The 26,954-nt window shown below is 54.3% G+C and carries 21 protein-coding genes and 1 riboswitch; of the genes, 16 read left to right on the top strand and 5 right to left on the bottom strand.

The genetic code is table 11. The features are described from left to right. Nucleotides 1-18: 18 nt before the first annotated feature. The 4 genes from K0B87_02430 to K0B87_02415 are packed head-to-tail and all read left to right on the top strand — an operon-like array spanning nt 19 to nt 4,633. Nucleotides 19-2,430 carry an LPS-assembly protein LptD gene (locus K0B87_02430; protein ID MBW6513594.1) on the top strand — a complete coding sequence of 804 codons (2,412 nt, stop codon included), beginning with the start codon at nt 19-21 and terminating at the stop codon, nt 2,428-2,430. Continuing rightward, a complete protein-coding gene (locus K0B87_02425) occupies nt 2,411-3,001 on the top strand; it encodes an HAD family hydrolase (GenBank protein MBW6513593.1) in 591 nt (196 codons plus the stop codon). The genes K0B87_02430 and K0B87_02425 overlap by 20 nt, the downstream gene beginning before the upstream one ends. Next, a complete protein-coding gene (locus K0B87_02420) occupies nt 2,998-3,834 on the top strand; it encodes an RNA methyltransferase (protein MBW6513592.1) in 837 nt (278 codons plus the stop codon). The genes K0B87_02425 and K0B87_02420 overlap by 4 nt, the downstream gene beginning before the upstream one ends. Then, nucleotides 3,827-4,633, top strand: a complete 807-nt coding sequence (locus tag K0B87_02415; protein MBW6513591.1) for an XdhC family protein — start codon at nt 3,827-3,829, stop codon at nt 4,631-4,633. The genes K0B87_02420 and K0B87_02415 overlap by 8 nt, the downstream gene beginning before the upstream one ends. 139 nt (nt 4,634-4,772) lie before the next feature. Here K0B87_02415 and K0B87_02410 read toward each other — a convergent pair whose 3' ends face one another. Both K0B87_02410 and K0B87_02405 read right to left on the bottom strand, forming a co-directional pair. Further along, a complete protein-coding gene (locus K0B87_02410; GenBank protein MBW6513590.1) occupies nt 4,773-5,333 on the bottom strand; it encodes an IS630 family transposase in 561 nt (186 codons plus the stop codon). After that, nucleotides 5,315-5,830 (bottom strand): winged helix-turn-helix domain-containing protein, encoded by a 516-nt coding sequence (locus tag K0B87_02405; GenBank protein MBW6513589.1) that lies wholly within the window; start codon nt 5,828-5,830, stop codon nt 5,315-5,317. Before K0B87_02405 ends, K0B87_02410 begins: the two co-directional genes overlap by 19 nt. Nucleotides 5,831-5,874: 44 nt before the next feature. Between K0B87_02405 and K0B87_02400 the strand changes: the two genes are divergently transcribed. After that, nucleotides 5,875-6,300 (top strand): hypothetical protein, encoded by a 426-nt coding sequence (locus K0B87_02400; protein MBW6513588.1) that lies wholly within the window; start codon nt 5,875-5,877, stop codon nt 6,298-6,300. A gap of 241 nt (nt 6,301-6,541) precedes the next feature. Here the strand turns inward: K0B87_02400 and K0B87_02395 are convergent, their stop codons facing one another. Beyond that, nucleotides 6,542-8,014 (bottom strand): Do family serine endopeptidase, encoded by a 1,473-nt coding sequence (locus K0B87_02395; GenBank protein ID MBW6513587.1) that lies wholly within the window; start codon nt 8,012-8,014, stop codon nt 6,542-6,544. A gap of 257 nt (nt 8,015-8,271) precedes the next feature. On the opposite strand from K0B87_02395, the gene recG reads away from it, so the two are divergent. The 3 genes from recG to K0B87_02380 all read left to right on the top strand — a co-directional run bounded on the left by recG (nt 8,272) and on the right by K0B87_02380 (nt 14,872). Beyond that, nucleotides 8,272-10,365, top strand: a complete 2,094-nt coding sequence (gene recG, locus K0B87_02390; GenBank protein MBW6513586.1) for an ATP-dependent DNA helicase RecG — start codon at nt 8,272-8,274, stop codon at nt 10,363-10,365. 82 nt (nt 10,366-10,447) lie between these two features. Beyond that, nucleotides 10,448-13,741, top strand: coding sequence for a S8 family serine peptidase (locus tag K0B87_02385; GenBank protein ID MBW6513585.1), 3,294 nt, complete (start codon nt 10,448-10,450; stop codon nt 13,739-13,741). A 117-nt stretch (nt 13,742-13,858) separates the two neighbouring features. Next, a complete protein-coding gene (locus K0B87_02380) occupies nt 13,859-14,872 on the top strand; it encodes a radical SAM protein (protein ID MBW6513584.1) in 1,014 nt (337 codons plus the stop codon). 72 nt (nt 14,873-14,944) lie between these two features. Here K0B87_02380 and K0B87_02375 read toward each other — a convergent pair whose 3' ends face one another. Beyond that, the gene (locus K0B87_02375; GenBank protein ID MBW6513583.1) at nt 14,945-16,756 is read right to left on the bottom strand and encodes a T9SS type A sorting domain-containing protein; all 1,812 of its coding nucleotides are present in this window, start codon (nt 16,754-16,756) and stop codon (nt 14,945-14,947) included. Between the two features lie 370 nt (nt 16,757-17,126). After that, complete coding sequence (locus K0B87_02370; protein MBW6513582.1) at nt 17,127-18,809, bottom strand: DEAD/DEAH box helicase; 1,683 nt, start codon at nt 18,807-18,809, stop codon at nt 17,127-17,129. A 213-nt stretch (nt 18,810-19,022) separates the two neighbouring features. Between K0B87_02370 and typA the strand changes: the two genes are divergently transcribed. From typA to K0B87_02330, 8 genes are all read left to right on the top strand, one after another. Next, entirely contained in the window at nt 19,023-20,831 is a 1,809-nt protein-coding gene (typA, locus tag K0B87_02365) for a translational GTPase TypA (protein MBW6513581.1), read from the top strand. 69 nt (nt 20,832-20,900) lie between these two features. Beyond that, a riboswitch (cobalamin riboswitch) is annotated at nt 20,901-21,081 on the top strand. A gap of 70 nt (nt 21,082-21,151) precedes the next feature. Continuing rightward, complete coding sequence (locus K0B87_02360) at nt 21,152-22,390, top strand: T9SS type A sorting domain-containing protein (GenBank protein MBW6513580.1); 1,239 nt, start codon at nt 21,152-21,154, stop codon at nt 22,388-22,390. An 81-nt stretch (nt 22,391-22,471) separates the two neighbouring features. Beyond that, nucleotides 22,472-23,617: an acyl-CoA dehydrogenase family protein gene (locus tag K0B87_02355; protein ID MBW6513579.1), complete on the top strand. Its 1,146-nt coding sequence runs from the start codon at nt 22,472-22,474 to the stop codon at nt 23,615-23,617. 15 nt (nt 23,618-23,632) lie between these two features. Next, nucleotides 23,633-23,968, top strand: a complete 336-nt coding sequence (locus K0B87_02350; GenBank protein MBW6513578.1) for a PAS domain-containing protein — start codon at nt 23,633-23,635, stop codon at nt 23,966-23,968. Next, complete coding sequence (locus tag K0B87_02345; GenBank protein ID MBW6513577.1) at nt 23,955-24,503, top strand: epoxyqueuosine reductase QueH; 549 nt, start codon at nt 23,955-23,957, stop codon at nt 24,501-24,503. Before K0B87_02350 ends, K0B87_02345 begins: the two co-directional genes overlap by 14 nt. Continuing rightward, complete coding sequence (locus K0B87_02340) at nt 24,500-25,435, top strand: hypothetical protein (protein MBW6513576.1); 936 nt, start codon at nt 24,500-24,502, stop codon at nt 25,433-25,435. Before K0B87_02345 ends, K0B87_02340 begins: the two co-directional genes overlap by 4 nt. 199 nt (nt 25,436-25,634) lie before the next feature. After that, nucleotides 25,635-25,982 carry a hypothetical protein gene (locus tag K0B87_02335; GenBank protein ID MBW6513575.1) on the top strand — a complete coding sequence of 116 codons (348 nt, stop codon included), beginning with the start codon at nt 25,635-25,637 and terminating at the stop codon, nt 25,980-25,982. An 87-nt stretch (nt 25,983-26,069) separates the two neighbouring features. Beyond that, on the top strand, nt 26,070-26,552 hold the full coding sequence (locus tag K0B87_02330) for a T9SS type A sorting domain-containing protein (protein MBW6513574.1): 483 nt from the start codon (nt 26,070-26,072) through the stop codon (nt 26,550-26,552). Nucleotides 26,553-26,954 lie beyond the last annotated feature (402 nt).

Genomic DNA, 26,954 nt, shown 5'->3' with positions numbered 1-26,954 from the left:
GAAGATACTGCTGCCAAAATGAAGAGATCCGCCCTGTTCCTCGCCCTGCTCCTGATGCTTTGCCAGCTTCCGCTCCTTGCCCAGGGAGATGCTTTGAACAACGCACTGCCGGCCATTCCGGCCCCTTCCGACACCCTGTTTTACAATCCCGCCAAAGAAGATTCCCTCTTCTATGCGGCGGACAGCATGGCCTACAACCATTCTTTGGATCAGATCCGCCTGTTCAGGAACACCAGTGTCCGCTATCAGGAATTCACCATCAGCAGCGACTCCCTGCTGGTGGACCTGAAGGCCAAACGAGCTTACAGCCAGGGAAACACGGTCATGCAGGATGGCGATCAGATCCTGCTGGGCGCTAACGTTGCCTACGATATGGACACCCGCACCGGGCTCATGACCGACGGAGTCAGCCGCCTGGAAAGAGGCTTTTACAGCGGTGAGAAGATCCGCATGGTGGACGGCAACACCTACGATGTCGACAATGGTAGCTTCACCACCTGCGAAAACGCCGAGCCGGATTTCTGGTTCACGGCCTCGCAATTGCGTGTCTACCGGGGCGACAAGGTGGTCGGCAGACCCGTGATCGCCTATGTGAACCACCTGCCTGTCTTCTATTTTCCCTTCATCACCATCCCCATCCGGCGGGGAAGGCATCCAGGCTTCCTGATCCCGGAGCCTGGCTACAACAGCGTGGATGGCAAATTCCTCAGGGACATTGCCTGGTATTATCCCTACAAAGACTACGCGGACGCAGTACTGAGCCTCGACCTGATTGAAAAGACGGGTTGGAAAGCCGGCCTGAAGGTAGATTATCTGGAGCGCTACAAACATGCCGGGTCCTTCAACGCCGCCTACCAGAAAAAGGTCAGCTATCCCCAAACCTTCTACGACTGGTATCTGCGCGCCACCCACCATCACGAGCTGGGCAACAGGTCCACTTTCGACATGAACATCGATTTCGTGAGCAACAAGCGGATGTGGGAAAGCAGCACCGACCTCGATGAAAGCCTTGCCCAGCGGGTCACTTCGAACCTTTCCTACCGCAAACCGCTACTGAACTCATTCCTCAGCGTCGGCGCTTCCTACACCGAGGACCTGATCAACGACCGGGCCTCGGTTTCCCTGCCCTCGGCCTCCTTCTCGCTCCCTTCCCGGCCGGTCTATGAGATCTTTTACAAGCCCGACCGCAGCCCCGACGCGTGGTGGAGTAACCTGAGCTACAACTACAATGTCAGATTCGATCACATCGGCCAGAGCAGCGATCCGGACAGGAATGTGCGAGACCTTATCTGGAATAACGTCCCGGACCCTGCCGATTCCACACTTTTCCTCACCCAGCACAATCTGGGCATGAAACACAACCTTGGACTGGCTTACAATTGGAAGCTGCGGGGCTGGCTCGGAGTACAGCATGGCCTTGCCTACAGCGAAGCCTGGTTTGACCGCGACAAGGAGAACAACCAACTGGTGCGGGGCAACGATTACCGCGCCTATACCAACGCCAACTTCAACATCTATGGGATCCGGAACTTTCGCCGGGGCTGGCTGAAATCCCTGCGCCACATCCTAACGCCTTCCGCGGGAATCAGCCTGCATCCGGACTTCCGGGATAATTCCCGATTTTACAGCTTTGGTGGGATCGGGCTGAACAGCGCTGATGAGGCGGCGAACCTGAACCTCTCCCTGGACCAGAAATGGCAGATCAAATATGGAAAGGACGACCGCAAGATAAACGACCTCTTTGCCCTGACCTCAAATGTCTCTGCCAATCTGCTCAAAGAAGGCGGCAAGCCCTTCGGGATCCTATCACACCGGGCCTCTTTCCGCCCCGGAAGCTTCGATTTGGGAACTCTGCGCGTGACCGGGTCCCGCTACCGACTGGAAAAGATATCGCTTGGCTACAGTTCACAGTACACTCTTTCCCACAATCCCTACAAGCTACAGTTCGACGATTGGAAACCTTCCAGCCAGTATTTTTCCCAGGCCCTCACTCTCACAGGATCCGCTCCCTACGCCAAATATTTCAGCAAGGAAAAGAACCGCATCTTCGATCCCTACCAGCCTCAGGACAGCCTCCAGGTCATAGCCGAAAGCTTTGTCGCCGGTGGGGACAAAAACACCTGGAAACTCAGCCTCTCGCAAGACCTTTACGGCACCAGCAGCATCCTGGACCCCAGCTCCCACAACTTACGCCTTGACACCTCGCTCAAGCTCACAGATAATTGGTCTGTCACCTACGGCAACTATTACAACCTCAAGACCCAAGAGCTGATCTCGCAATCGCTGAAGCTCAGCCGTGACCTCCATTGCTGGAAGCTCGACCTCAGCTATTCACGGCGCAACGAATTCTGGGAATACCGAATCACTCTCTTCAACACAGCCCTGCCGGACGCCCTGCGCTTTTCCACCCATGACAGCAAAAGGTATTAAGCGCGCCGTCTTCCTGGACAGGGACGGCTGCCTCAGCCCCGACCAGTTCGGCTACATCTCAGATCCCGCTGGTTACCAGATCTATCCCTTCACCGGCGAAGCCCTAAGGATCCTGCGGGATATGGGTTTCTTGCTCTTCGTGGTAACCAACCAGTCCGGCATCGCAAGAGGCTATTTTGACATACCGGCTTTAAACAGGGTCCACGCTCGCCTGCGCGAACTGCTCACGGAACAAGGCGTGAATCTGGACGCGCTCTATTTTTCACCCTATTTCGCCGCAGGGACAGTTCCCCCCTATAACATCGCCCACGAAGACCGCAAACCCGGGCTGGGCATGTTCAAACGCGCCCTGCGGGAACACCATTTCGACCCAGGCCGCTCCTGGATGATCGGTGACCGCCAAACGGATGTTGAGTTCGGCAAAAGGGCAGGCCTGAAAACCATCCTGATCCTCAGCGGCCACGGAGCCGAAGAGATGCTGTTGAATATGCGGAAATGGCAGCACCAGCCTGATTTCATCGCCGAAAACCTGCTCACGGCGGCCAAACTGATCCAGATGCAGAACCGATGAAACCCCTCATATCCTACAGCCAAAGGAAGTTCCAAGCCTTGGACGCCCCTGGCCGGATCAAGGCTCTAAACAAGCTTCTGACAGCCCTGGAAACAGTTTTGGGCGATCCCGCCTGCTCCTCTCCCCTGCTCTCTCAGATCAGGCTCTGTATCGGCTGGATGGAAAAGCCCCTTCCGCAGAGTGTTCTGAGGCTGGCAAACGATCTGGGGAATGATCCTGATCCACACCAGATCAGCCAGGCAATAACACGTTTTCAAGGCTCACTGGGCCTCACTTTCAAAGACGGCCAGATCGCGGTTCTCAAGGGTGACGGACTCCGCGTTTCCGATCCCGCCGCCAAAGAGCGGGCTCAGAACGTCATCGTAATTTTAGACAACCTACGCTCAGTTTTCAATATTGGCTCCATCTTCCGCGGTGTCGAATGCCTGGCCATAAAGGAGATCTGGCTCTGCGGCGTTTCCGCCACACCCGCTCATCCTGCCTTGGAAAAAACCGCCCGAGGTACTGCCAACCGGGTATCCTGGCGCTATTTTGAGCGGACCCCGGAAGCTATCGAGACCGCCAAAGCTGCCGGCTATCACCTTTACGCGTTGGAAACCACCCAAAACTCCCAATCCGTCTTTAAATCCGATTACCGGTTCCCTCTGGCCCTGGTGCTGGGCAACGAAAGCCTGGGTATCTCCGAAGAGGTTTTGGCCCTTTGCGCCCATCAAGTCTCCCTCCCCGTCCAGGGCTGGAAAAACTCGCTCAATGTGGCCGTCGCCTTTTCCGTATGCGCCTATCAGATCGTTTTTGGCCCCGGCCCGGCCGAACAAGGAGGAAACAATGGATAAGCAAGAATACTATGCCGTCTTGAACGAGTTGGTTTCCCGCAACGAAGCGGCCTGGCAAGTAACGGTCGTCCAGACCGAAGGCTCATCTCCGGCAAAACCAGGCATGAAAATGCTGATTCCCCTTTCCGGCAAGGCCATCGGCAACCTCGGAGGAGGTGAGATGGAACATCACATTATCGCCAAAGTATGCGAGGAACAGCCTCCCAGAACGCTCCTGCTATCCTTTGTGCTTTCCGAACAGGGGGACACCGCCAGCCTGGACATCGGCATCCCCACGGCCATGATCTGCGGGGGAAAGGTGACCGTGTTCATCGAACCGCTCTTTTCCTCCAAACTCCTTGACATAGTGGGAGCTGGCCATTGCGGCAAAGCTTTGGCCCGTCTGGCCGGACTTTGCGGCTATCGAACCCGCCTCATCGACAACCGCCGGGAGGTCCTGGCAGAGATATCTCCTGAGATCTGCGCGGACCTCCATTTCAGCGATTACAGCAACCTTGAAGCTCATATCCGCTTTGGCCTCCAGGCGAGGATCGTGATCATGACCCACGGCCACAGCCACGACCGGCACGTCCTGGAACAATGCCTCGGCAAGCCTTATGGCTATCTGGGCATGATCGGCAGTACTGCCAAGGTCGCCGCCACGCTGGAAAAACTACACCAAAAAGGCTTTCTGCCTGATGAACTGGCCCGGGTCCACACCCCCATCGGCCTACCCATCGGCTCCCAAACCCCATACGAGATAGCCGTTTCCATCCTCGCCCAGCTTATCCAACTCGATTCAGGCAAAGAATCATCCTGAAAACAAGCGAAAAAACATTTGCCTGACGATTCCTGTGACTTATGATATCCAGCAACCAACGCAGGAGAACCAAAATGCACAAATTGTTTCCAACCCTTCTGATCATCGCCCTGGCCTGCTCACTTATAACATTTCGCTTTCATGTATCCAAATTTAGCCACTTGAAATAGGTCAGCTTTGAGACCATCTCTTTATTGTTGTCCAGGTACGAGAAACTTTCAACCAGAGCTTTCTGCACATCATCAAGTGATCCATAGGCTGTATTCCTGAATTTCAGGTCTCTGATCTTTGACCAAAGATGTTCGGTGGGATTCAGTTCAGGGCTATAAGGGGGCAGGAATATCAGCCGGATGTTATCAAATTGCTTGAGGTAATTTGTGGTATGCCAACCAGCCTTGTCCATGATGATGATGTTACGATTATTGCGATATTCTTCAGAGAGTTCCTGTATGAACAGAGACATTATTTCGGTATCGCAGTTGGGCGCCAGAATGGAGAATATATCTCCGTTTTTTGGATTTACCGCCGAATAGGCATAGATGTATTGTCGGACGATCTGTCTGGAGACAGTCGGTCTCTGGCCTTTTGGTGCCCAGCACCTGACCGGAATATTGATCCGGCCGAAGCGGGCTTCGTCTTGAAAGAAAACCTGAATCGGTCGGTTGTCGCCTGTTTGGAAGCTTAGAGTGGCGGTTGCCAGGTGTTCCGGGAGTTTTTTTTAAACTCTTCCTGTTTTTCTGTATCTTGCTTGGGATGTTTGGGCCTGGGCGCCGTTCTCCTCCAGCCATGACGGTGCAACAAATCATAAGGATAATCTTTGGAGACAGGATGTCCTATGCTGGCTTCTACTTCTGCCTTGATTGTTTTGATCACAACCACCAAGCCATCCTTGGCCCTCTTGCCGATTTCTGACAGAAGCTCTTCTTCCTCTTCCCAACTCAGAAAGGAGGTGCGGTTGCCACCTCGTTTCTGACTGTAAATGCTCTGTTCTCCATGATGGTTGTATTTGTATACCCATTTGTTGACCGTGTATATTGAAACACCGATCATGTCTGCTATCTGCTTGGCTTGAAGTCCCTTTGCCTTAGCCATATAGAGGGCTTGCCACCGATTGCGCTCTCCAATGTCTTTACTGCACAACATTCGGCGCTTGAGCTCTTCTGCCGGCAAAGCATCGCTTACTCGAATCTGTCTCATCAGTACCTCCAGTGAACTGAAACTGGAGATACAATAACCCATATTTGGAATTATGCAAGCGAAATGGTATTAGCGCCCAGACCGGGCTCTTCCAGATCAATTATGACGACACCAGGGAAGCGGTCCTCGAAAACCTGATCGGGGAAGGTTTCGCGATCGATTCCGACACCGGCGCCTGGCTCAAAATGGTCCCCACGGACAACTATCTGGTGGAAAGCGTCGAACTGGAATTCTCTCCGGCGGATTCCACCCTGGCGGCCTGGACTATCATCTATTTCCCCCCGGATGACGAAGATATCGAAGAGATCGTCGTGGACGCCCTGGCCTCCTGGCATGGCTGGGACTACGAATATGACGAGTATTTCGAAGAATACTACTGGGACCTGGGAAATGACCGTGCTGTTTTTGCCTTTTACGACTACGAATACACGGCTTTCATCGTCCAATACACCGGACCCAAAGCTGAATAAGGCCTTTAGGGAGTTTGTCCTGATTGTTCGTCTTCATTTCCAAAACTCACGCCAGTACTAACCTCGCCCTACACATCCCGAACATTATTGGGAGTGTGTAGGGCAAAAGTTCAGCAGGCAAAGCATTTGGCTATGAGGACGGAATAGCTGAACACAATACTTTAATCCCCTGTTCAAATTCAATTTTAAAGAAAAGCCCCGCCAAACGGCGGGGCATATTTATAGCTCAGAACCGCGGGGGTCAATCGAAGCGGAGCACTGTGAACTGCTCGTTCTTGTTGCGGTCCATGACGTAGAGGGTAATGATCTTCCTGTCTTCCTTTTTGATCCTGTCTAGTGCTTTCTGCATGGCGCTTTCATATTCTTCAGGAGTGTTCACGACGTCACGGTCCACCCTCAGGATGACAAACCCCACCTGCAGACCGGCTTTCGCGGCGGCTGAATTGGGCTCGATGGTGCTGATGATCACACCTTTCTCGGCGGTGATGTTGTTGCGGCGGGCATAGGCGCTGTCCGTGGCCTCGACCGTGATGCCGGGGCCACCATTTACCTCAGGTTCCTCGCTACTGGCCAGGGGACCGTCCTCAGGATAGGAATCCAGTTGGATATGGACGGTCTGGACCTTGTTTTCGCGGATGATCCTGACCGGGACCTTGGTCCCCACCCTCGAGGTGGCCACCGCGATGCGGAATTTGGAGACATTGGGTACCTTCTCACCATTGAATTCCAGGATCACGTCCCCGGCTTCCAGTCCAGCCTTGTGGGCGGGCGAATCGAGCTCCACCTTGGCGACCAGCACACCAGAGACCTCGGTGAGGTTGAAAGCGTCCATCAGGTCAGAAGTGATCTCCTGGGGCGAGATGCCGATATAGGCGCGGGTCACTTTTCCGTTGGCGACCAGGTCTTCGACCACGCGCTTGGCGAGGTTGACAGGAATGGCGAAGCCGATGCCGATGTTGCCGCCGCTGGTGCTGGTGATGGCGGAATTGATGCCAATGACCTCGCCGTTGATGTTGAGGAGCGGTCCGCCGCTATTACCGGGATTGATCGCGGCGTCGGTCTGAATATAGTCTTGATAAATGGGCGAGCCGGAGCCAAAGTTGAGGTTGGACCTGCCGATGGCTGAGATCACACCCAGGGTAACGGTGCGGTCGAGTCCGGAATCACCGAAGGGATTGCCGATGGCAATGGCCCAATCTCCGATCTCCAGGTTGGATGAATCTCCCAGGGGCGCGATCGTGATCGTGTCGCCTTCCTTGAGGGTTATCTTGATCACAGCCACATCGGTGTTGGGATCGAGGCCGACCAGGGTCGCAGTGTAGCTGATCTTGTCCGCCAAAGTGACCGTGATCGTGCCTTCCCTGCCTTTTTCCACCACGTGGTTGTTGGTCATGATGAAGGCTTCGCGGGTTTGGGGGTTGAATTCATAGATGAAACCGCTGCCCATGGAGGTCACGGGACGCTGCTGCTGGCGCTGTTCGGGGAAAAACTGGCGGAACCAGGGATCGTCGAAGAAGGGATTGCGGAAGTTCTGCACCGTGACCTTCGATTCCACCTTGATCTGGACCACGGCTTCCCGCACCTGTCGCACCACCCGTACCACAGGGTTGGGACCGTTCTCGTTGATCAGAGCTGTCTTGCCTGTCTGCGCCACCGCGCAAGACATCAAGCTTACCGCCAAAAGAAGCGGCAGGATTCTTTTCCAAGTTGTCATTTGTGTTCTCCTGTGTTTCAGGATGGCCTGCATCCTGGCAAGTTTGGGCGTTGTAAAAGATAAAAATACAGTCACATAGACAGCTATAGTAGTGTTTCCTATACATAATAATCTTCTTCCCGATCACGGTCAAGTAAAAAATCCCCACTCCTGGCCAATACTGGTTCTCATCTTAGAAGATACGATGTCTGGCATGACATCCTGCAAAGTTTCCCCTTGCACATTGACAAAAATCCCCAACCTCACATATTGGCATCATGGAAAGATCGGAATATCGCAAAGACACAAGCATGCAGGTGAAATTCCTGAGGGGCGTGGGCGAAGTGCGGGCCCGCCAGCTTGGAAACGTGGGGATCAAGACTGTTCTCGACCTGTTCGAGTATTTTCCCCGGGCCTATCTGAACCGCGTGATCGATCGCTCCATCAAAGAACTCCGGCCTGGCAACCATATCGCCCTCACCTCCATGGTCAGTTGGGTGGAGCAGCGCGGCACCCGCAAAGGCAAAGACATGCTCAACGTGGGAATCAGCGACGGGCGCGCCATCCTGGTCTGCACCTGGTTCAGCTACCCGCAGAAGTATCTGGAGCTGCTGAAGCCCGGAGTGACCATTTGGGTGGCCGGGACCCTTTCAGAGTATAACGGTCAGTTGCAATTGATGCATCCGGAATTCGAACTGGTGGATGACGCTGAAGAGGATGATTTCTGGAAAAAGCGCGAGTTTCTGCCCATCTATGGCCTCACAGGTGACCTGACCCAGAAGTTTTTCCGCAAGACCGTTTATGCCGCCTTTGAGCAATACGCAGGCCTGATCGAGGAAAACCTGCCTGAAGAGCTGATCACAAGGCATGGTTTCATCCCCCGCAAGGCAGCGCTGCAAAAGATACACTTCTCCCTTAATCCTCTGGAAGTGGACAAGATACGGCAGCGCTTCGTTTTTGAGGAATTCTTCTATTCTCAGATCCTCTGGGCCCGGCACAAGCATTTCCATGGCAAACAAGTCTCCGGCATCCGCTTTGAGAACAAAAAGCAACTGACCACCCAACTCCACCAAAAACTTCCCTTCCGGCTGACGGATGCCCAGAAAAAGACGATCCGCGAGATCTTTGCGGACATGTGCTCGGACAGGCAGATGTCACGTCTGCTGCAGGGTGACGTAGGTTCTGGTAAGACGATCGTCACCCTGTTCGCAATGCTCCTGGCAGTGGAAAACGGATATCAGGCCGCGCTAATGGCGCCCACCGAGATTTTGGCAGATCAGCATTATGCCAACATCTCCAGGTTTTTGGATGGATTCCCGGTCAATGTAACCCTGCTCAAAGGCGGTTCCTACAAGGGAAAAGCCCAGATCAAGACCGACATTCGCGAGGGAACCTCCGATATCATCATCGGCACCCATGCGCTCTTGCAGAGCGATATTTCCTTCGACAGGCTCGGCTTTGTGGCCGTCGATGAGCAACACCGCTTCGGGGTCCAGCAGCGGGCAGAACTGGCTGGGAAAGACAAACATCCGGACCTTTTGTACCTGAGCGCCACTCCCATTCCCCGCTCCCTTTCCATGACGGTCTATGGCGACCTCGAGGTCAGCGTCATTAACGAATTACCGCCTAACCGAATACCGGTGAAGACCGTGGTGCGGTCGAATCAGAAGATCGATCTGGTCTACCGCGAAGTGGACCGGGAACTGCATGAAGGCAGGCAGGCTTATGTCGTTTGCCCCCTGATCGAGGAATCGGACAAGGTGGACCTACTCGACGCCCAGAGGATGCACGAGCACATCTCCACCAAGGTCTTCCCCCATTACAAATGCGTCCTCATGCACGGTAAGATGAGCGCCCGGGAGAAGTACGCAATAATGCAGAGCTTCAAGGCTGGAGAGATCAGGATCCTGGTTTCCACCACGGTGATCGAAGTCGGGCTGGACATACCCAACGCCAGTGTTATGATCGTGGAGCATGCCGAGCGCTTCGGACTGGCCCAATTGCATCAGTTGCGGGGCAGGGTGGGCCGCGGAGGACAGCAGGCCTGGTGTTATCTAATCGAGCATTTCCCTGTCAGTAATGTCGCCCGGCAAAGATTGGACACCCTGGTGCGGACCACGGACGGCTTTCTGATCGCCGAAAAGGACTTGCAGCTGCGCGGCCCCGGAGAGCTTTTCGGAACAGAACAGTCCGGCCTACCCCAATTCCGCTTTGCCAATCTCGTCCAAGACCAGCCAGTTTTGAGAGAGGCCCGTGAGGATGCCTTCGCCATCATCGAAGAGGATCCCAATCTGAACGCTCCGGAACACTCTCTGATCAAAAATATCTACTTAGAGCAATTCGCTGATAAAGAGAAGCTTATCCTATATTAATGTCCATCTGGACGGGAATAAGTATTGACTAAATACCCCACTTGAGATTAGATGGAATAAACAAATCCAATTGAGGTGCCCAATGAAAAAGCTGATCTTAATCATCTCGCTCATCATTGCGATCAGCGCCATGTTCGCGTTGAAATTTGATCCCGACTATTTCGTCTCCAAGTCGATCATCGTCTGCTTCACCAAGGCAGCGGTAGCCAACGACACGGGAAGAATAGACACCACCCTGGAGAACGGCCAGCTGAAGACCGGCCTGACATCCTTCGACAGGCTCGCAGCCAAATACAACATTGTGGAACTGCAGCAAATGCATCCCTATGTGAAAGTCCCCACCTGGAACGATAACGGCCTCTACCTGCAAAACACCTATCGCCTGATCCTGGACTCTGACGACAGGATCGACGACGCTGTCGAGGAACTGGCCCAGAACGAAAACCTGCTCTACGCGGAGTTGGAAGGTATTGTGCGCAGCAAATTCGTACCCAATGATCCGATGGTCACCTCCCAATATGTGCACGCCCGGATCCGCAGCTATGAAGCCTGGGACTACATCCAGGGCTCATTCGATGTGAAGCTGGCCATCACCGATTCAGGCGTCAAATGGAACCACCCCGATCTGCGTGCCAACATCTGGATCAATCCAGCCGAAGCGCCAGGCATGACCATCAACTGGGATGCCGGCACCATATCCGGCGGCGACGGTGTTGACGCTGGCGAAGGCGGAAACAAGATCGACGACCTCGTGGGCTGGGACTTTTACAACAATGATAACAATCCCATCCAAACCTGGACAGCCAACGACCATGGCACACACGTAGCTGGATGCGCCGCGGCAGTGGGCAACAACGCCATCGGCGTAGTCGGCACCTCACCCATCGTTTCCATCATCTCCTGCAAAGGCTCTTCCAATACCAGCAATTCCACCGGTATTTCCTACGCCTATGACCAGGTCAAATACGCCGCCGAGGTTGGCGCCCATATCATCAATTGTAGCTGGGGCAGCACTGGAAGCGGGACCTATCCCAATTCCATCGTGAACTACGCCACCGCTCTCGGTGCATTGGTCATAGCCGCCGCGGGAAACGAGAACATGGAGCACACCTCTTCCTATCAGGATTATCCCGCCGACTGCACCAATGCCCTATGTGTGGCTTCCACTGGCCAGAACGACGTCAAGTCAGGATTTTCAGACTACGGTTTGCCCATAGACATCTGCGCGCCGGGCGAAGGCATTCTCTCCACAATCATTGCCAACAACGGCTACGATGCCTATGACGGCACTTCGATGGCCTCGCCTGTCGTGGCCGGTGTGGCAGCCCTGGTCAAAGCTTTGCATCCGACCATGACCCCCGCCCAGTTGAGGCAAAGGCTGATGCTAACAGCAGATTATATCTACGACGTGAATCCCACCTACATAAACAACCAGGGTGACGGTCTTCTGGGAGCCGGCAGGGTCAACGCCTTTGCCGCCACCATGTATGACAAGATACCCAACATCACCATAGACGACACCATGCTAGAGGAATTCTCAGGCGACGGAGACGGAGTCGCCAATCCCGGCGAAGTCGTCAGGCTCAAGGTTTCGCTGAACAACTATCTCTCCGATAACGGACTGGCCTGGCTGACAGCCGAAAACCTGGTCGCCACGCTGAGTTGCAACTATCCCGGAGTAACCATCATCGATGCTACCGCCAGCTATGGCAACCTGACCCCTGGCAGCACCATGTGGAACAACAGCCAGCCCTTCAAAATCAGCACCGTGGCCTCTCTGCCTTCAGAGCCCATTCCTTTTGAACTATCAGTATCGGCCAATGCCGATGCTCCCTTCCCCTACACCAAGGTTTTGCCCTTCAGCGCAGAACTCTCGCTAATCCAGCACGGCTGGCCATACAACGTCGGCGGTGCCTCAACTTCAAGCCCCGTTCTTTACAATCTGGACACCCAGCCCGACAAGGAGATCATCTTTGGCGACCAATCCGGCAACATCCGCGCCATGAAATCAGACGGAGTGACCATGCTTCCCGGATTCCCCATCCAGGCCGGGGCCGCGGTAGTTGGCTCCTTTGCCATGAGCGATGTCAACGCGGATGGTTTGAAGGAATTTGCCGCCTCACTTTCCAATAACAGCATAATGCTTTTCAACCAGAACGGAAACGTGCTCTGGACGGTTCCGGCTGGGGGAACGCTGCGCGCAGGCCCAGTCATCGCCTCCCTGGAAATGGACGCACAGCGCCAGATCATCACTGCCACCCAGACCGGCAACCTTATTGTGCTCAATGCCGATGGCTCTGATTATCCGAACTTTCCCGTCAGCGTTGGCGGGGCCGTGCTTGGACCACCTGCCATCGCTGATCTGAACGGAGACGGTGTCCACGAGATCCTGGTCGCCACCCTGAACGGCAACCTGAGCGCCATCAACAGCGCCACGGGTCAGAACCTTCCGGGATTTCCGGTCGCCATGCGGGGCGGAAGCCAAAACCCCATCACCATTGCCAACCTGGACGCGGACACCCATCCCGAGATCATTGTCAACACCAGCACTGCCGGCTATATCCAGGCTTTCAACCATGACGGCAGCCTGTTCTTTGAAAAGAACGTCGGCGGCCAGATCAAGACCGGAGCTGTAGTCGCGGATGTCAACAACGACGGCACACAGGAGATCATCGTGATAGGGGCGGCTGGTGTAATCAATATCCTAAACTCGAACGGAACTGACCTGCCCGGAACACCCATCAACGTCGGCCAGGCTGTTGAATGCACCCCCACTGTAGCCCGCTTTGACAACGATGACTATGCCGGCATCATCTTCGGCGATACCAACGGTTTCCTGCACAGCGTCCGTCTGGACGGCACCGAATCCAGCAACTTCCCGATCAACATCACGGGAAACATCAAGGTTTCCGCTTCGTTGGCAGATGTGGACTTGGACGGTGATCTCGATATCGCGATCCCCAACGATGCGGGGTTCTTTGTTATTGATATCAAACGTCCCGCCCAAAGCATCCAGTGGCCCTGCTACATGGGTACCTACAACCGGGCTGGGAACGTCTATCAATATACTCCCGTTGAAGATAACTACATCCCTGTGGTTGCCACCGGCCTCAGCGGAAATTTCCCCAATCCTTTCAACCCAAGCACCCAGATCAGATTTGAGCTTGCCTCCAATGACGCGGTCAGCATCGAGGTCTTCAATCAGAAGGGGCAGTTGGTAAGGACATTGCTGAACACGAACCTTCCCGCCGGCAGACACCAGGCGGAATGGAACGGAACCGACGACAATGGCTCCCCTGTCAGCAGTGGCGTCTATTTCTATCGCATGAAATCCGGAAAATTCTCCTCCACCCGCAAGATGGTGTTGATGAAATAACCGGAAACATTAAATATTAGCCCAATGAATCACCGGAAGTTTCCGGACCACAAGCCTAGCCGGGCAGCGTCCAAAAGCTTCCGGTGTTTCTCATGACACCAAGATTGTGAGGACCAATTGCCTGAAAAAGAAACGCTGACCGGCCTGAAAAAGTATCGCAGCCTCGCCTGGATGGCTTCCCACTGGGGTTATTACCTGCGCCTCAACGCCCATGTCTTCAGCCGCGGTATCCCACTCCTGGAACTGATCACACTCAAGTATCCCTTTCGGCTCCCGGACGCTGCCAAGCCTCCGCTCTTGTCAATCGATTTCACCGACGCCTGCGACCTGCAATGCGTATATTGCAACAACCCGCTCTTTCCCCATCCCCGCACCATGATGAGTGATGAAGTTTTTGCCTGCCTGCTCAAGCGGCAGCGCGAGGCGAAGATCAATCGGATCCGCATCGGCGGCGGCGAGCCCATGCTCCATCCCAACTGTGCGAATATGCTCCGGGCATTGGCACCGCTGACCCGCTATCTTTCCATCATCACCAACGGGCAATGGCAGGACCCCCACAATATAGATGAGATCCTGGCTTCGGGAGTGAACCTGATCGAGATCTCCATCGATGCCGGAGGGGCAGCGGTTTATGAAAGTTCGCGCCTGGGAGCCAACTATGAAAGGCTGATCCGCAACCTGAGGCACATGAAGAAACAAAGGGACAGCCAGAAAAGCAAAACTTTCATTAAGGTCAGGCTGATGCTGCGTCCCTCGACCAAGGCCCGGGAATGGCAGGAAACCCGTTTTTGGCGCAGATACGCGGACTCTGTGCTGCCCCAATTGCTGCTCAAGCATCCGGAAAGCGATTACTCCAGCGATGTCTTCAGCACACCAGCCGAAGCGCAGTCCACCATTCCCGTCTGCTCCATTCCCTTCAAGGATCTCCAGATCAGGCCTGATGGCCGAGTCCCCCTCTGCCCAGCCAAGGGGTGTTCCATAGACCCGCAAAAGCTGCATTTCCTCGGAGATGTCTGTTCCGATTCGCTCCTGGATATCTGGAATGGTTCGGCCATGCGCGAGCTCAGGAAAGCCCAACGGACCAGGACAGGCGAAATATTGCAAGGCTGCCTGGGCTGCAACTACAGCTGAACTGCCATAATTTACGAAAATTATAAAAAAAGCCCCGGTGATTTCCGGGGCTTTTCATAGCTGTTGCTTGGGTTACTTGATGATGACCATCTTGCGGGTCTGGCTGAAAGAGGGCGTTCTGAGCTTATAGAAATAGATCCCGCTGCCGCAGGCTTTACCTTTGCCGTCTGTTCCATTCCAAGCGATGGAGTGGATCCCTTCGCTTACCTTATAGGTCTTGACCAACTGGCCCTGCATGTTGTAAATGGATATGATACCATTTTCCCCTGCTTTGATGGCAACTTCGATGTTGGTGCTGTTCCCGGTTTTGAAAGGATTGGGATAGGCGTTCTGCAGGGAAGTTTCTCCCGGAAGCACGGGCGGGACGTTGCCTGTGACCGAAACGCTGACAGGGCCGAAGAATTCACTGCTGGTATAGTCAACGGCTTCCAGCCAGTAGAAGTAGGTCGAACCGATCTGAACGTTTTCATCGGTCACCGAATAGGTCTGCAGAGTGCTGGAGTTGGTTGCCGGGATCAAGGGATGGTCCAGCAAACCCGCGGCTGCCTGTTCCGCGCTGAAGCCGCGATAGAGGCGGTATCCCACCATCTGGCTTTCCGTCTGGCTGCTCCAGTTGATCTGAACCTTATTTTGGGCGGTCGCCACCGCGTTGAAGCTGCTCAGTACGACAGGCACGTTTTGGTCCTGTATCGAAGCCACGGTGAATTCCCCGATCTGAGATACGTTGTTGGCCACGATGGTGGTGGGGCTCAGCAAGGTGTAGTTGGTCCAAAGCGTCCAAGGCAATGGATCATCGCCTTCACGGCATATTTGCCGGTGGAGGATCCGCCGGTTCTCAGGCGGCCCGGGAAGTTCGCTGTTGGTGAGGGTAAAGCGGATATCTGCGTTGAAGGATGTCAGGGTGCTGCCCAATTCCCAGTATTTTGGGGCTAGGTCAACCACTCCGTCCGGTAGGGTGCCCAACGGCGCGATCCCGATCTCGTTGAGGTAGATGTGCTGCATGTTGTTGTACTGGCCGGCGGGTTCGCCCGCGGTAACATCAACTCCAGCCGACATTAGCGGAAAATCGATGCTCTGGGGAAGGCTGGTCAGGTCAAGATAGATGTTGTTGGCCTCAAAGGGAACCGGGGAGGGAAGGACTTCCAAGTCGAAATCGAACCAGCCGTAGAGCGGGCTCACGGTTGAGGTGATTCCGACCATGTTCATCTGGACTTTGTAATCTGAGCCGGCAAACAAGGCTGCCCAATCAGGATCACAGTTGGCTAGATCGAGGTCGCCAAAGCCATATCCAGTCTGGGGCGCGCCGGAGCCAATGTCTCCGGTCCAGGAAGCCAGATAGGGGCTGAGTGCCCGGACCTGATCCTCGCTGGGATAGGGGGTGGTGATCACGAAGGTGGCGCTGACGATGGTCAGCACCGGAACACCGTTAAAAGTGATGTAGCCGGTGGCATTGGCATAGACGCGCTCGTCTGCTGACTGGCCCGGCATATCCCAAGGGGCCAGTGGATCGATGTTGTTTAACCTTCTGAAAGCCACCATGTCAAACTCGGTGAAGATCATGTCCATCTGGCTGGGATCGGTGGCCAGAGGCACGTTTTCCTCGATGCAGACCAAGGATGTGGTGGTGCCGTTGTCGTGGATGTACCTTTCCGCGAAGTAGTGGAAAAGATAACTGGGATCAGGGCTGAAAGTGAACCAATTCCCGTCGTGGGTTGGAAAGCCGGGCCCGTCGGCATCGTAGATCCAGTTTCCGCTGCGGTTGTAGGCTTCCAGGTCGTCGACCTCAAAGGTCAGCAGCGCCTGCGCCGAAACTGACAAAGGTAAAATTAACAAGGCGATAAAAACTGTAATTCGGAGCAAAGCCAAAGCTGGTTTCTTTCTCATTGTGTTATCTCCTGACATGCGGGAAAACCCCTGAACCGTCCATATTCCTTGATTTCAGGGAATATTCCTCTATAAACGCACCATATTTCAAGCTCATTTTTTTGGCAAGCTTTTTTTTGCTGGTCTGGAAAGGCATGCGGTATTTGAGCCGCTTTACTGTCAAACTCCCGCCAGATCCAGAACCTCTGCCCATACCAGTTGTACACTCACCCAACACAGTCCTTATTTCGTTCGGAGTGTGTTGGGCGAAACCAGTAGCGGCAAAAGGAGCGAGAATGAGGCCTGTGATCGGTGGACGACGTCCGGCAGGCTCAGCTTGACCAGATAAACACAAGAGCTGCCGGATCCCCCAGATGATCAGGCTTGGGTCTTAACCCTCGGCCCAGCCCTGGTATTTTCTCGCTTTATTGGGAGCCACGGACCTATGTTCGTCTTTGGTAAAGCGTTTTCTGCGCGCGGACTCGACCACTTCAGCCCTGAAGGCCACGCCTTTGTATTTGTTGCGGCTGAAGGCCTTGAGCAGTTGGTTCTCGAATTCCGCGTCCAGTTCCACCAAAGTATGCTCAGGATAGATGTCGATCTGGCCTATCTCAAGGCTGCGCGTCACTTTCAGCTGGTTGATATAGCGCATCAGTTCACGTTTGGTGAGTTGCTTTGAATAGCCGATCCCCAGTTTGAAGGTCTTGAAAGCAAAGCTGCGCTTCTCCTCGCGAGAGCTGATGTCGCCCACGGTGTCTAGGTCAGAAATGTCCTTATAGTAATTCAGAAAGCGGTTGAATTCCACGGAGACAAAGCGCTGAATCAATTCCTCGCGGGTCAGCCAGCTGAGTTTTTTGTAGACATTGGGAAGGAAGGATTCGATCTGGGCTGTGTCCACCTCAATCCTCTCGACGGTGTCGATAAACTGGAAGAGCTGCTTCTCGCATATCTCTCGTCCTCCGGGCACCTTGGCCAGCGTGATCTCGCGTCCCAGGCGTTTTTCCATGGCTTTCAAGGCGGCGATCTCTTTGGTATGGATGATGGTGGCTGAAATCCCGCTTTTACCGGCCCGGCCTGTCCTGCCAGAGCGATGAATGTAGATGTCGGGATCGGTGGGGGCGCTGAAATTGATGATATGGGTGAGGTTGTCCACATCCAGTCCCCGCGCCGCGACGTCCGTAGCCACCAGCAGGCGGACGTATTTTGTGCGAAACCGGCTCATAACCAGTTCCCGCTGTCCCTGCGAAAGGTCGCCGTGGAGGGCGTCGGCGTTGTAGCCGTCGTGCTGAAGCTTGTCGGCGATCTCCTGTGTTTCGGCCCTGGTGCGGCAAAAGATGATCCCGTAGATTTTGGGGCTCATGTCCGCTATCCGCTTCAAAGCCTTGTATTTGTCCCTGGCGTGGACCTTGTAGTAGAAATGGCTGATGTTGTCCGCGCCTTGGTTTTGGTTGCCAACGCTGATCTGATGGGGATCTTTCATGAAGGTCCGGGCCAGATTTGCCACCTCTTTGGGCATCGTGGCGGAAAACAGCAGGATTTGCTTCTCCGCGGGAGTGTGGCCCATGATCTCGAACAAATCATCCTTGAAGCCCATGTTGAGCATCTCATCGGCTTCGTCGAGCACGAGGCGTCCCACCTGGTCCAGCTTGAGCACGTTCTGGCGGATGAAATCGTTGATCCGGCCGGGAGTGCCGACCACGATATGCAAGCCAGCTTTGATGGCATCCTTCTGTTTCTGGAGGGAAGCCCCGCCATAAACAGCCGCGGTTTTGATCCGGGGTATGTATTTAGCGTATGATTCCAGGTCCTTGGTTATCTGGAGGCAGAGTTCGCGGGTGGGACAAATGATAAGGTTCTGCACGGTGGGTTTTTCTATGTCTGTCTGGCTCAGTATTGGAAAGCCAAAGGCTGCGGTTTTTCCGGTGCCCGTCTGGGCCAGCGCGATGAGGTCGTTGTCGTTTTCCAGCAGCCAGGGGATCACCTGGTCCTGGATCGGGGTGGGAGTCTCATAATTCAGGTCTGCTGCTGCGCGTAAAAGAGGCTCAGGTAAGGTTATGTCGGTGAATTTTGTCACAGATTGGGGTCCTTAATGTTGAATTTGTCGCCAGCTTTCCCTGAAGGGTGCTTTTGTAAAGGAATTTGTACAAAAAACAATGAGTTACGGGGCTGGGGCGGCAGTGAAATTGCAGGTGTATGGCGTGTCGCGAACAAGCGCGCGAATAACTTGCATTGACGGATATGCCATATAGACAAACATGGCGAGCAAACACCCCATCAGAAGGATAAAATGCATAAGATCAAGAACATAGCCATTATCGCGCACGTGGATCACGGCAAAACCACCCTGGTTGACGCAATGCTGCGCCAAACCGGAGTTTTCCGGGCCAACGAGAAAGTGGTGGAAAGGATAATGGATTCCAACGACATCGAAAAAGAACGCGGAATAACAATATTCTCCAAGAATGCCTCGCTGTTCTATAAAGACTATAAGATAAATTTGGTGGATACGCCCGGACACTCTGATTTCGGCGGCGAGGTACAGCGCATCATGAAAATGGTGGATTCCGTGCTGCTTTTGGTGGACGCCTTCGAGGGCCCCATGCCCCAAACTAAGTATGTGCTCAAAAACGCCCTGGAAATGGGTTTGAAACCTCTGGTGGTGATCAACAAGATCGACCGCCCCAATGCCCGGCCGCATGACGTGCTGGACATGATCTTCGAGCTTTTCCTGGAACTCAACGCGCACCATGAGCAATTGGATTTCCCAGTCATCTATGCTTCCGGAAAGGACGGTTACGCGATCGATGAGATCGGCGACGAGCGCTTGAACATCTTTCCCCTGCTGGATATGGTGGTACGTTGCGTTCCCGACGCCCGGGGGGACAGGCGTAAACCTTTCCAGATGCTGACGTCGGCCATCGAATATGACAATTATTTGGGTAAGCTGGGTACAGGCAGGATCCACAACGGCACCCTCAGAACTGGCGAAGAGGTGATGCTCCTCAAACGCGACGGCACCAAACACCTCTGCAAGGTAAGCAACATCTTCACCTATCACGGCCTGCACAAAAAGGAAGTCAGGATCGCCCACGCTGGGGATATCATCACGCTGGCCGGACTGGAAATGATCGACATCGGCGAAACGGTCGCCAGCAAGGATGATCCGGTTTCGCTTCCCAGCTTCAGCATTGATGAGCCTACCATCGCCGTGGAGTTTGTGGTCAACAACTCCCCATTCATGGGCAGGTCAGGCAAATGGCTGACCTCCAACAAGATTTGGGAAAGGCTGCAAAAAGAACTGCAGACCAACGTCTCCCTCGTGGTGGAAAAAACAGATTCCGCCGATACTTTCACAGTCAAAGGCCGGGGTGAATTACAGCTCTCCATCCTGATGGAAAACATGCGCCGCGAAGGCTATGAATTTCAGATCTCCAAGCCCAGGGTCCTGTTCAAGGAAATGGACGGTAAACTCATGGAACCCATGGAACTGGCCGTGGTCGACGTCGCGGAGGAATTTGTGGGCACCGTGATCGACCTGATGGGCAGGCGCAAGGGCGAACTTGTGAGCATGACTCCAGCGATCGACGGCTATTCGCGGCTGGATTTCAAGGTTCCAGCGCGGGGCTTGATCGGCTGCCGCAATGAGTTTCTCACCGAAACCAGGGGCACGGGAATCCTGACCCAGTGCTTTTTGGGCTATGAGCAATACAAAGGCGAGATCCCCGGCTCCCAGCACGGCTCCATGATCGCCATGGAAAACGGGGTGGCGCTGGGTTACTCTCTTAACAATTTCCAGCCCCGGGGAACACTCTTCATCAACCCCAATACAGAGGTCTACGGAGGAATGGTCGTGGGCCAGCACAGCAAGGACCAGGATCTGGTCATCAACGTCTGCCGTGGCAAAAAACTCACCAACAACCGCGCCGCCGGCAAAGATGACGCCATCAGGCTGATCCCGCCAAGGATCTTCAGTCTGGAGCAGGCAATGGAATATGTGGGCGATGACGAATTGCTGGAAATTACTCCGGACAGCATTCGCCTGCGTAAAAAGATACTCAACCATACCGACCGGAAACGGGAAGAGAACAGCGCCTGAGGCAGGTTGGGCATTGTTGTTGGGCTGTGTGTGTTTTCTGCCTTGACACAAAACGCCAGCGAGCGATCTTGGCCCGCAAGAATAGATGGTGCTACTTCATAGGTAAAAGGGAATCCCGTGCGAAACGGGAGCGGTAACCGCCACTGTAAGCAGCATTTGGGCAGATCCGGTCACTGCCTTAAGCGGGAAGGCCGGGTCATGATAAACGCCGCTGCGAGCCAGGAAACCTGCCACCGCCTTCGGTGCGGCCATACGGTTCATGTGGCCTCCGGAAAAGTAGTTCACCCCCTTTCTGATCAAAAAAGAAAAAGGTGAACGCCATGCCAAAAAACAAATCAGGGCTGCTTGCGGCGATCATATTGCTGCTGCAGGCACCTCTCTCCGCGGCGGAGATCTTCGTGGTCAATTCCGCTTCCCGCACCCTTTCGCGGATCGACACCCAGGCCGGAACGGTCAATAATTCCTTTACCCAACTGGGTTTAACCCCCAACCTCATGGACCTGGATGAGGACCATGTTTACATAGCCTGCTCGGGCGACAACGCCATCCAGGTGGTTAACCGCGCCACTGGGGCACATATTCGCTATATCCCCGTTGCGCCTTCCAGCAATCCCTATGACGTGCTCAGGGTGGGTGAAAACCTCTATGTAACGGGGCTGTTCACGGACAAAGTCTACAAAATCAGCCTGCAAAGCAATTCCGTGGTGGCTTCCCTCACGGTGGGGATCTCGCCCCAGGGTTTGGCAAATTGGCAAAACCGCCTCTTTGTCTGCAACACCGGCGGCTACATCAACAACTATGCCAATAGCTCCATCAGCGTGATCGACCTGGATTCCTTTACCCTTACGGAAACCCTGCCAGTTTGGACAAATCCCCAATTTGCGGTGGTCCACGACGGTTACTTGCATGTATCTTGCACCGGCAACTGGACCGACATCCAGGGCAAGGTCGACATCATCGATCCCGCCACGTTGGAATTGGTACAGAGGCTCAACATCGGCGGAAATCCAGGCAACATCTGGATCAATCCTTCCGGCCTCGCCTATCTGGGCGATGGCATGGGCTTCGGCCTTTACAGCTATGACGCGGTCACCCACGAGGTCTATCACAATGCCTCCAACCCTCTCCCCTACGACGCTTTTGCCATCTCCGGAAACGCGGGTATGATGGCACTCCTGGACCAGAACTGGACTGGAAATTCCGTCGTAACCACCTATCAGCACGATCTCATACCCCTGAACAGCTACAACGTCGGACTCTCCAGCACGGACATGGTCGTCACACCCGAGGGAAACACTGCGAACAACGACCAGGTCCAAAAAGTCGTGTTCCGGCTATATCCCAACCCCTTGCCCCGTGGAGGCTCTTTGCGTCTGGTTTCAGGGCGTTCTGGCAACGCTGAACTCAGGATCTACAACCCGCGGGGCCAATTGCTGCAGAAAGAAAGCGTGAGCCCGGACGGGACCGTCCCCCTGCCAAAACTCCCTGCCGGAGTGTATTTGTATCGGGTTGAGCAGGACCAGCATATCCAATCAGGCAAATTGCTGATCCTAAACTAAAGCAGATTTTGCTTGACTCAAAGAGCCATATCCAATAACCTACACTTTCATATAATTTAATATCCACCAAGGAGTTACGATATGAATTACTTCCTCACTGAGGACCAACTGGAAATGCAGGAGATCGCGCGGCGCATCGCCATCGAAAAAATGAAGCCGCTCTCCGAAAAATATGACGAAGAGGGTATCTTCCCCTGGGACATAGTGGAGATCATGCGCCAGAGCGACCTTTTCGCCATCCTGATCCCCGAAGAATACGGCGGGATTAGCGGCAAGGTGGCCGACCTGACAGTGGTCACGGAAGAGCTTTGCGCCGTGGACGCGGGCATAGCGCTGGCATTTGGCGCTACCGGCCTGGGCATGTACCCCATCCTGATCGCCGGCTCGGAAGAGCAGAAACAGAAATACCTGGGCCAGATCGCCTCTGGTGAACAGCTTGCAGCATTTGCCCTGACCGAGGCCAATGCCGGTTCAGACGCGGGAGCGATCGAAACCACCGCCCGCAAAGAGGGCGACCATTATATCCTCAACGGAACCAAGCAATGGATCACCAATGGCGGCGAGGCCGGCATCTACACTGTTTTCGCCATGACGGACAAGACCAAGGGCGCGCGGGGATGCTCCTGTTTCGTGGTGGAAAAGGGAACTCCCGGCTTCAGCTTTGGCAAAAAGGAAAACAAGATGGGCATCCGCGCCTCCGCCACCCGCGAACTGATCTTTGAGGATTGCGCCGTTCCCGCGGAGAATCTGCTGGGCCGCGAAGGCACCGGATTCATCACCGCCATGAAGGTCTTCGACAAGTCCCGCCCCATGGTGGGCGCTCAAGCCGTCGGGATCGCCCGCGGGGCCTTTGAGGCAGCAGTCAAATATTCCAAAGAGCGCCAGCAATTTGGCAAGCCAATTTCCTCCTTCCAAGCAGTCCAGTTCATGCTCGCGGACATGGCCACCCAGATCGAGGCCGCCCGCGCTTTGGTAATGCAAACCGCGCGCATGGTCGACAGCGGCGCCAAGAACTATTCCAAGGAATCCGCCATGTGCAAGTATTTCGCCTCCGACGTAGCGATGAAGGTGACCACCGACGCGGTCCAGATCCTCGGCGGCTACGGCTACATGAAGGAATATCCTGTGGAAAAGATGATGCGCGATGCCAAGATCCTCCAGATCTATGAAGGCACAAACCAGATCCAACGCGGGATCGTGGCCGCCAGCCTGCTCAAGGAATTTTAGGCAATGGCCGTTCTCATGCACGAATGGATAAAGCATTTCCCGGTGGCGATCACGGTCTGTGATCAGGATGGGACCATCATCGAAATGAACGACGCGGCCTGCGCCACTTTCTCTGACCACGGCGGAGCGGCCTTGATCGGAACCAGCCTCTACGACTGCCACCAACCAAGGTCCATCGCCATCATCAAGGACATGCTCGCCACCGGCAAAAACAATGTCTATTCGATCGAAAAGAACGGAGTGAGAAAACTGATCTACCAGCAGCCATGGCAAAAGGACGGCGAGCAGGGCGGTTTGGTGGAGATATCTTTCGTATTGCCTCCGGATATGGAGCATCATGTCCGTTCCTGAGAACCTTCTGATCCACACCTGCTGCGCGCCCTGCCTGATCGCGCCCCAGCGCCAGCTCCAGGCGGAGGGGATCAAGATCAGTGTGCTGTGGTACAATCCTTTCATCCAGCCCTACACAGAGTTCCGCAGCCGGCTCAGCTCCCTTGAGGAGTATTGCGCGGCAGAATCAATTCCCCTGATCGTTAATGATGAATATGACCTGCGCGGCTTTGTGGGCAAGGTTTCGGCCAATCCAGAGGATCGCTGCGAACTCTGCTATCGCTCCCGCCTCGAAATGGCCGCCAAAACCGCAGAGGAACAGGGCTTCGACGCCTTCACTTCCACCCTGCTCTACAGCAAGTACCAAAAGCATGAACTGATAATCCAGATCGCAGAGGCCGCCGCCAAAGATCATAATATAACTTTTTTCTACCGCGACTGGCGTCCCCTCTGGAGCGAGGGGATCAGGCTTTCCAAAGAGGCAAACATGTACCGCCAGAAATACTGCGGCTGCATTTTCAGCGAGGAAGAACGCTATCTGGGAATAAAGAAATGAGCAGATACAAAGAGATCGACATCTTCCAGATCACGGTCAGTTCCGTGAAAGACAGGCCCAGCAAGGTGGAACCCGCCTCCTTCGCCAAACCGGGAGCGGTCTTGCTGGACAGCATACCGGACATCCTCAAGGGCGCGGATTTCAAAGCCTTTGTCAGTTCCTGCCGTCACGCAATCGAGCATAAAAAACCAATCATCATCGCCCTGGGCGGGCATGTCATCAAATGCGGCCTGACGCCCCTGCTCATCGAACTCATGCAGGCCGGAGCGGTCCAATGCTTCGCCGTAAACGGCTCCGTGACCATCCATGATTATGAGCTGGCCTTCTTTGGCAAAACTTCGGAGGACGTGGGCAAAGGCCTGGCGGATGGCAGCTTCGGCATGGTCTTTGAGACCACGCACGGGATCAACGACGTGATCACCAAAGCCAGCGACGCCGAACTCGGCTATGGCGAAGCCCTGGGCCGGCACATCCTGAATGAGGCCCCTAACCCCGAGATCTCGCTCCTGGCGATGGCCTACAAGCACGAAATCCCCGTTACGGCGCATATCGCACTGGGAACAGACATCACACATCAGACACCCTGCGCGGATGGCAGCGCCATCGGAGATTGCAGCCTGCGCGATTTCCGTATCCTCTGCGAACAGGTGAGAAATCTGAACGGCGGCGGTGTCTGGATCAATTTGGGTTCCGCAGTCATCCTCCCCGAGGTCTTTTTAAAGGCTTTGACCGTTGCCAGAAACATCTATGGCCGGGTGCAGGATTTCACGACCGCCGTCTTTGACATGAACACGCATTACCGGGCTATGGAGAACGTGGTCCGCCGCCCTGTGCAGAACGGCGGGCAGGGCTATTACTTTATCGGCCACCACGAGATCATGGTCCCGCTCCTGGTGAGGGAACTGCTGGAGGGTTCAAGGCCTGAGAAATAAACACAGAATATCCCAATAACCACCCCAGGCCTATTGTTTCCCTTTTCCCCTAATCCCCTTTTCCCCTTTGTTTCAATGATCTGACCACCTGACACATCAGGCTGGCCATCATATTCCTTGACAAAAAACCGCAGAACGTTCATTATGCCCACAGATTTGGCCACATTGTTAAGTACTTGAATCACAACAAGAAGGCAACATGATCAAACTGCCTCACAGCGCCCCGCTTCTGCTTCTCCTGGCAATAGGCCTAGCGCATGGCCTTACCCTCAGTGACGCCGGCGACTACATTCGCTTTTCCAAAATCAATGCCAGCGATATCCGAATCGAGATCAACATCGGCAGCCTGAGTTTTGACGCGACGGGCCGTGTGGAACTGCCGGCGCGGTTTGCCCCCTACCTCATGTATGACAACGCTTTGCCGGTGCTCAAGCTCCAGGTGGCTTTACCCACCGAAGGAAACTACTACTGCCAGATTGACCAACATCTGCATGACACCGCTATCGCTTGGGAAAACTCCTCCGGAACCAACGGCCAAACCTTGTAACTGAGCGATCCCTATTGCCTGCGAGAGGTTCGGGGCATTGAATTGACTATCTCCCCGTTTCAGGTCTCCGGAGGAAAACTGTTCGTCATGGACCGTCTCACCCTCGACCTGATCGCCCCGGATCAAGCCAGCGCGGTTTCCGCAAGAAAGCTCGATCCCTACTTTATCGACATATACAAACGGCATTTCATCAATTTCGACCCTCGCTACCAGGATATGGCGGAATACGGTTCAATGGCGGTGATCTGTCCTCCCCAATTCACCCAGATCATCCAGCCCTCCGGCTTTTTTACCGAACCTCATCTGCTCATCTACCCCAATCCCGCACCGGAGCGTACAATTTTTGCCTATGCCGTTCCCCAGGAAGGACTTACCCAATTGAGCGTCTACAATCTCCGCGGGCAGAAGATCAAAACCCTGGTGCGGGAAATTCAGGATAAAGGTTACTATCGCGTAAGCTGGGATCTCGATCTGGAATCCGGAGGCCAAGCCGCCAGCGGGATCTATTTCTGCAGGCTAATAACCACGTCAGGACAAAGCAAAACCATCAGATTCACGGTGCTCAGATAGCTGTGGACACGTCGTTCGATCCGGCATCGGAAAAACGGAGTGGGAACTTTCCCTTGATTCCCGGATTAGTTAAGACATCACATATACTGATACATAACAAGGTGTTACGGCATACATACTTATTAGAATTCATCTATCTGCCTTTATATGAAAGCAGTCCCCTGTATTCTCACAAATAAGGATGCGTAAGGATGCGCAGGAAAAATGTAAGAAAGTTCTTGACATAGAATCTACCGCTAATAAACATGAATTTAGCTTGGAACATTTGGAAAGAGTGTTGAGTCCCAAATGTTGGTGTAAATTCCAACTCGTTGTTTCTCAGGTTGTTTGAGGGCATCTGATATCCCTCGTTACTCACAATCTATGTAAGGCCAAGCGGCAAATTGCATTGTTTTCATCTTG

The sequence above is a fragment of the Candidatus Syntrophosphaera sp. genome, assembly GCA_019429425.1.
Taxonomy (GTDB): domain Bacteria; phylum Cloacimonadota; class Cloacimonadia; order Cloacimonadales; family Cloacimonadaceae; genus Syntrophosphaera.
This window is presented reverse-complemented; position numbering and strand designations above follow the sequence as displayed.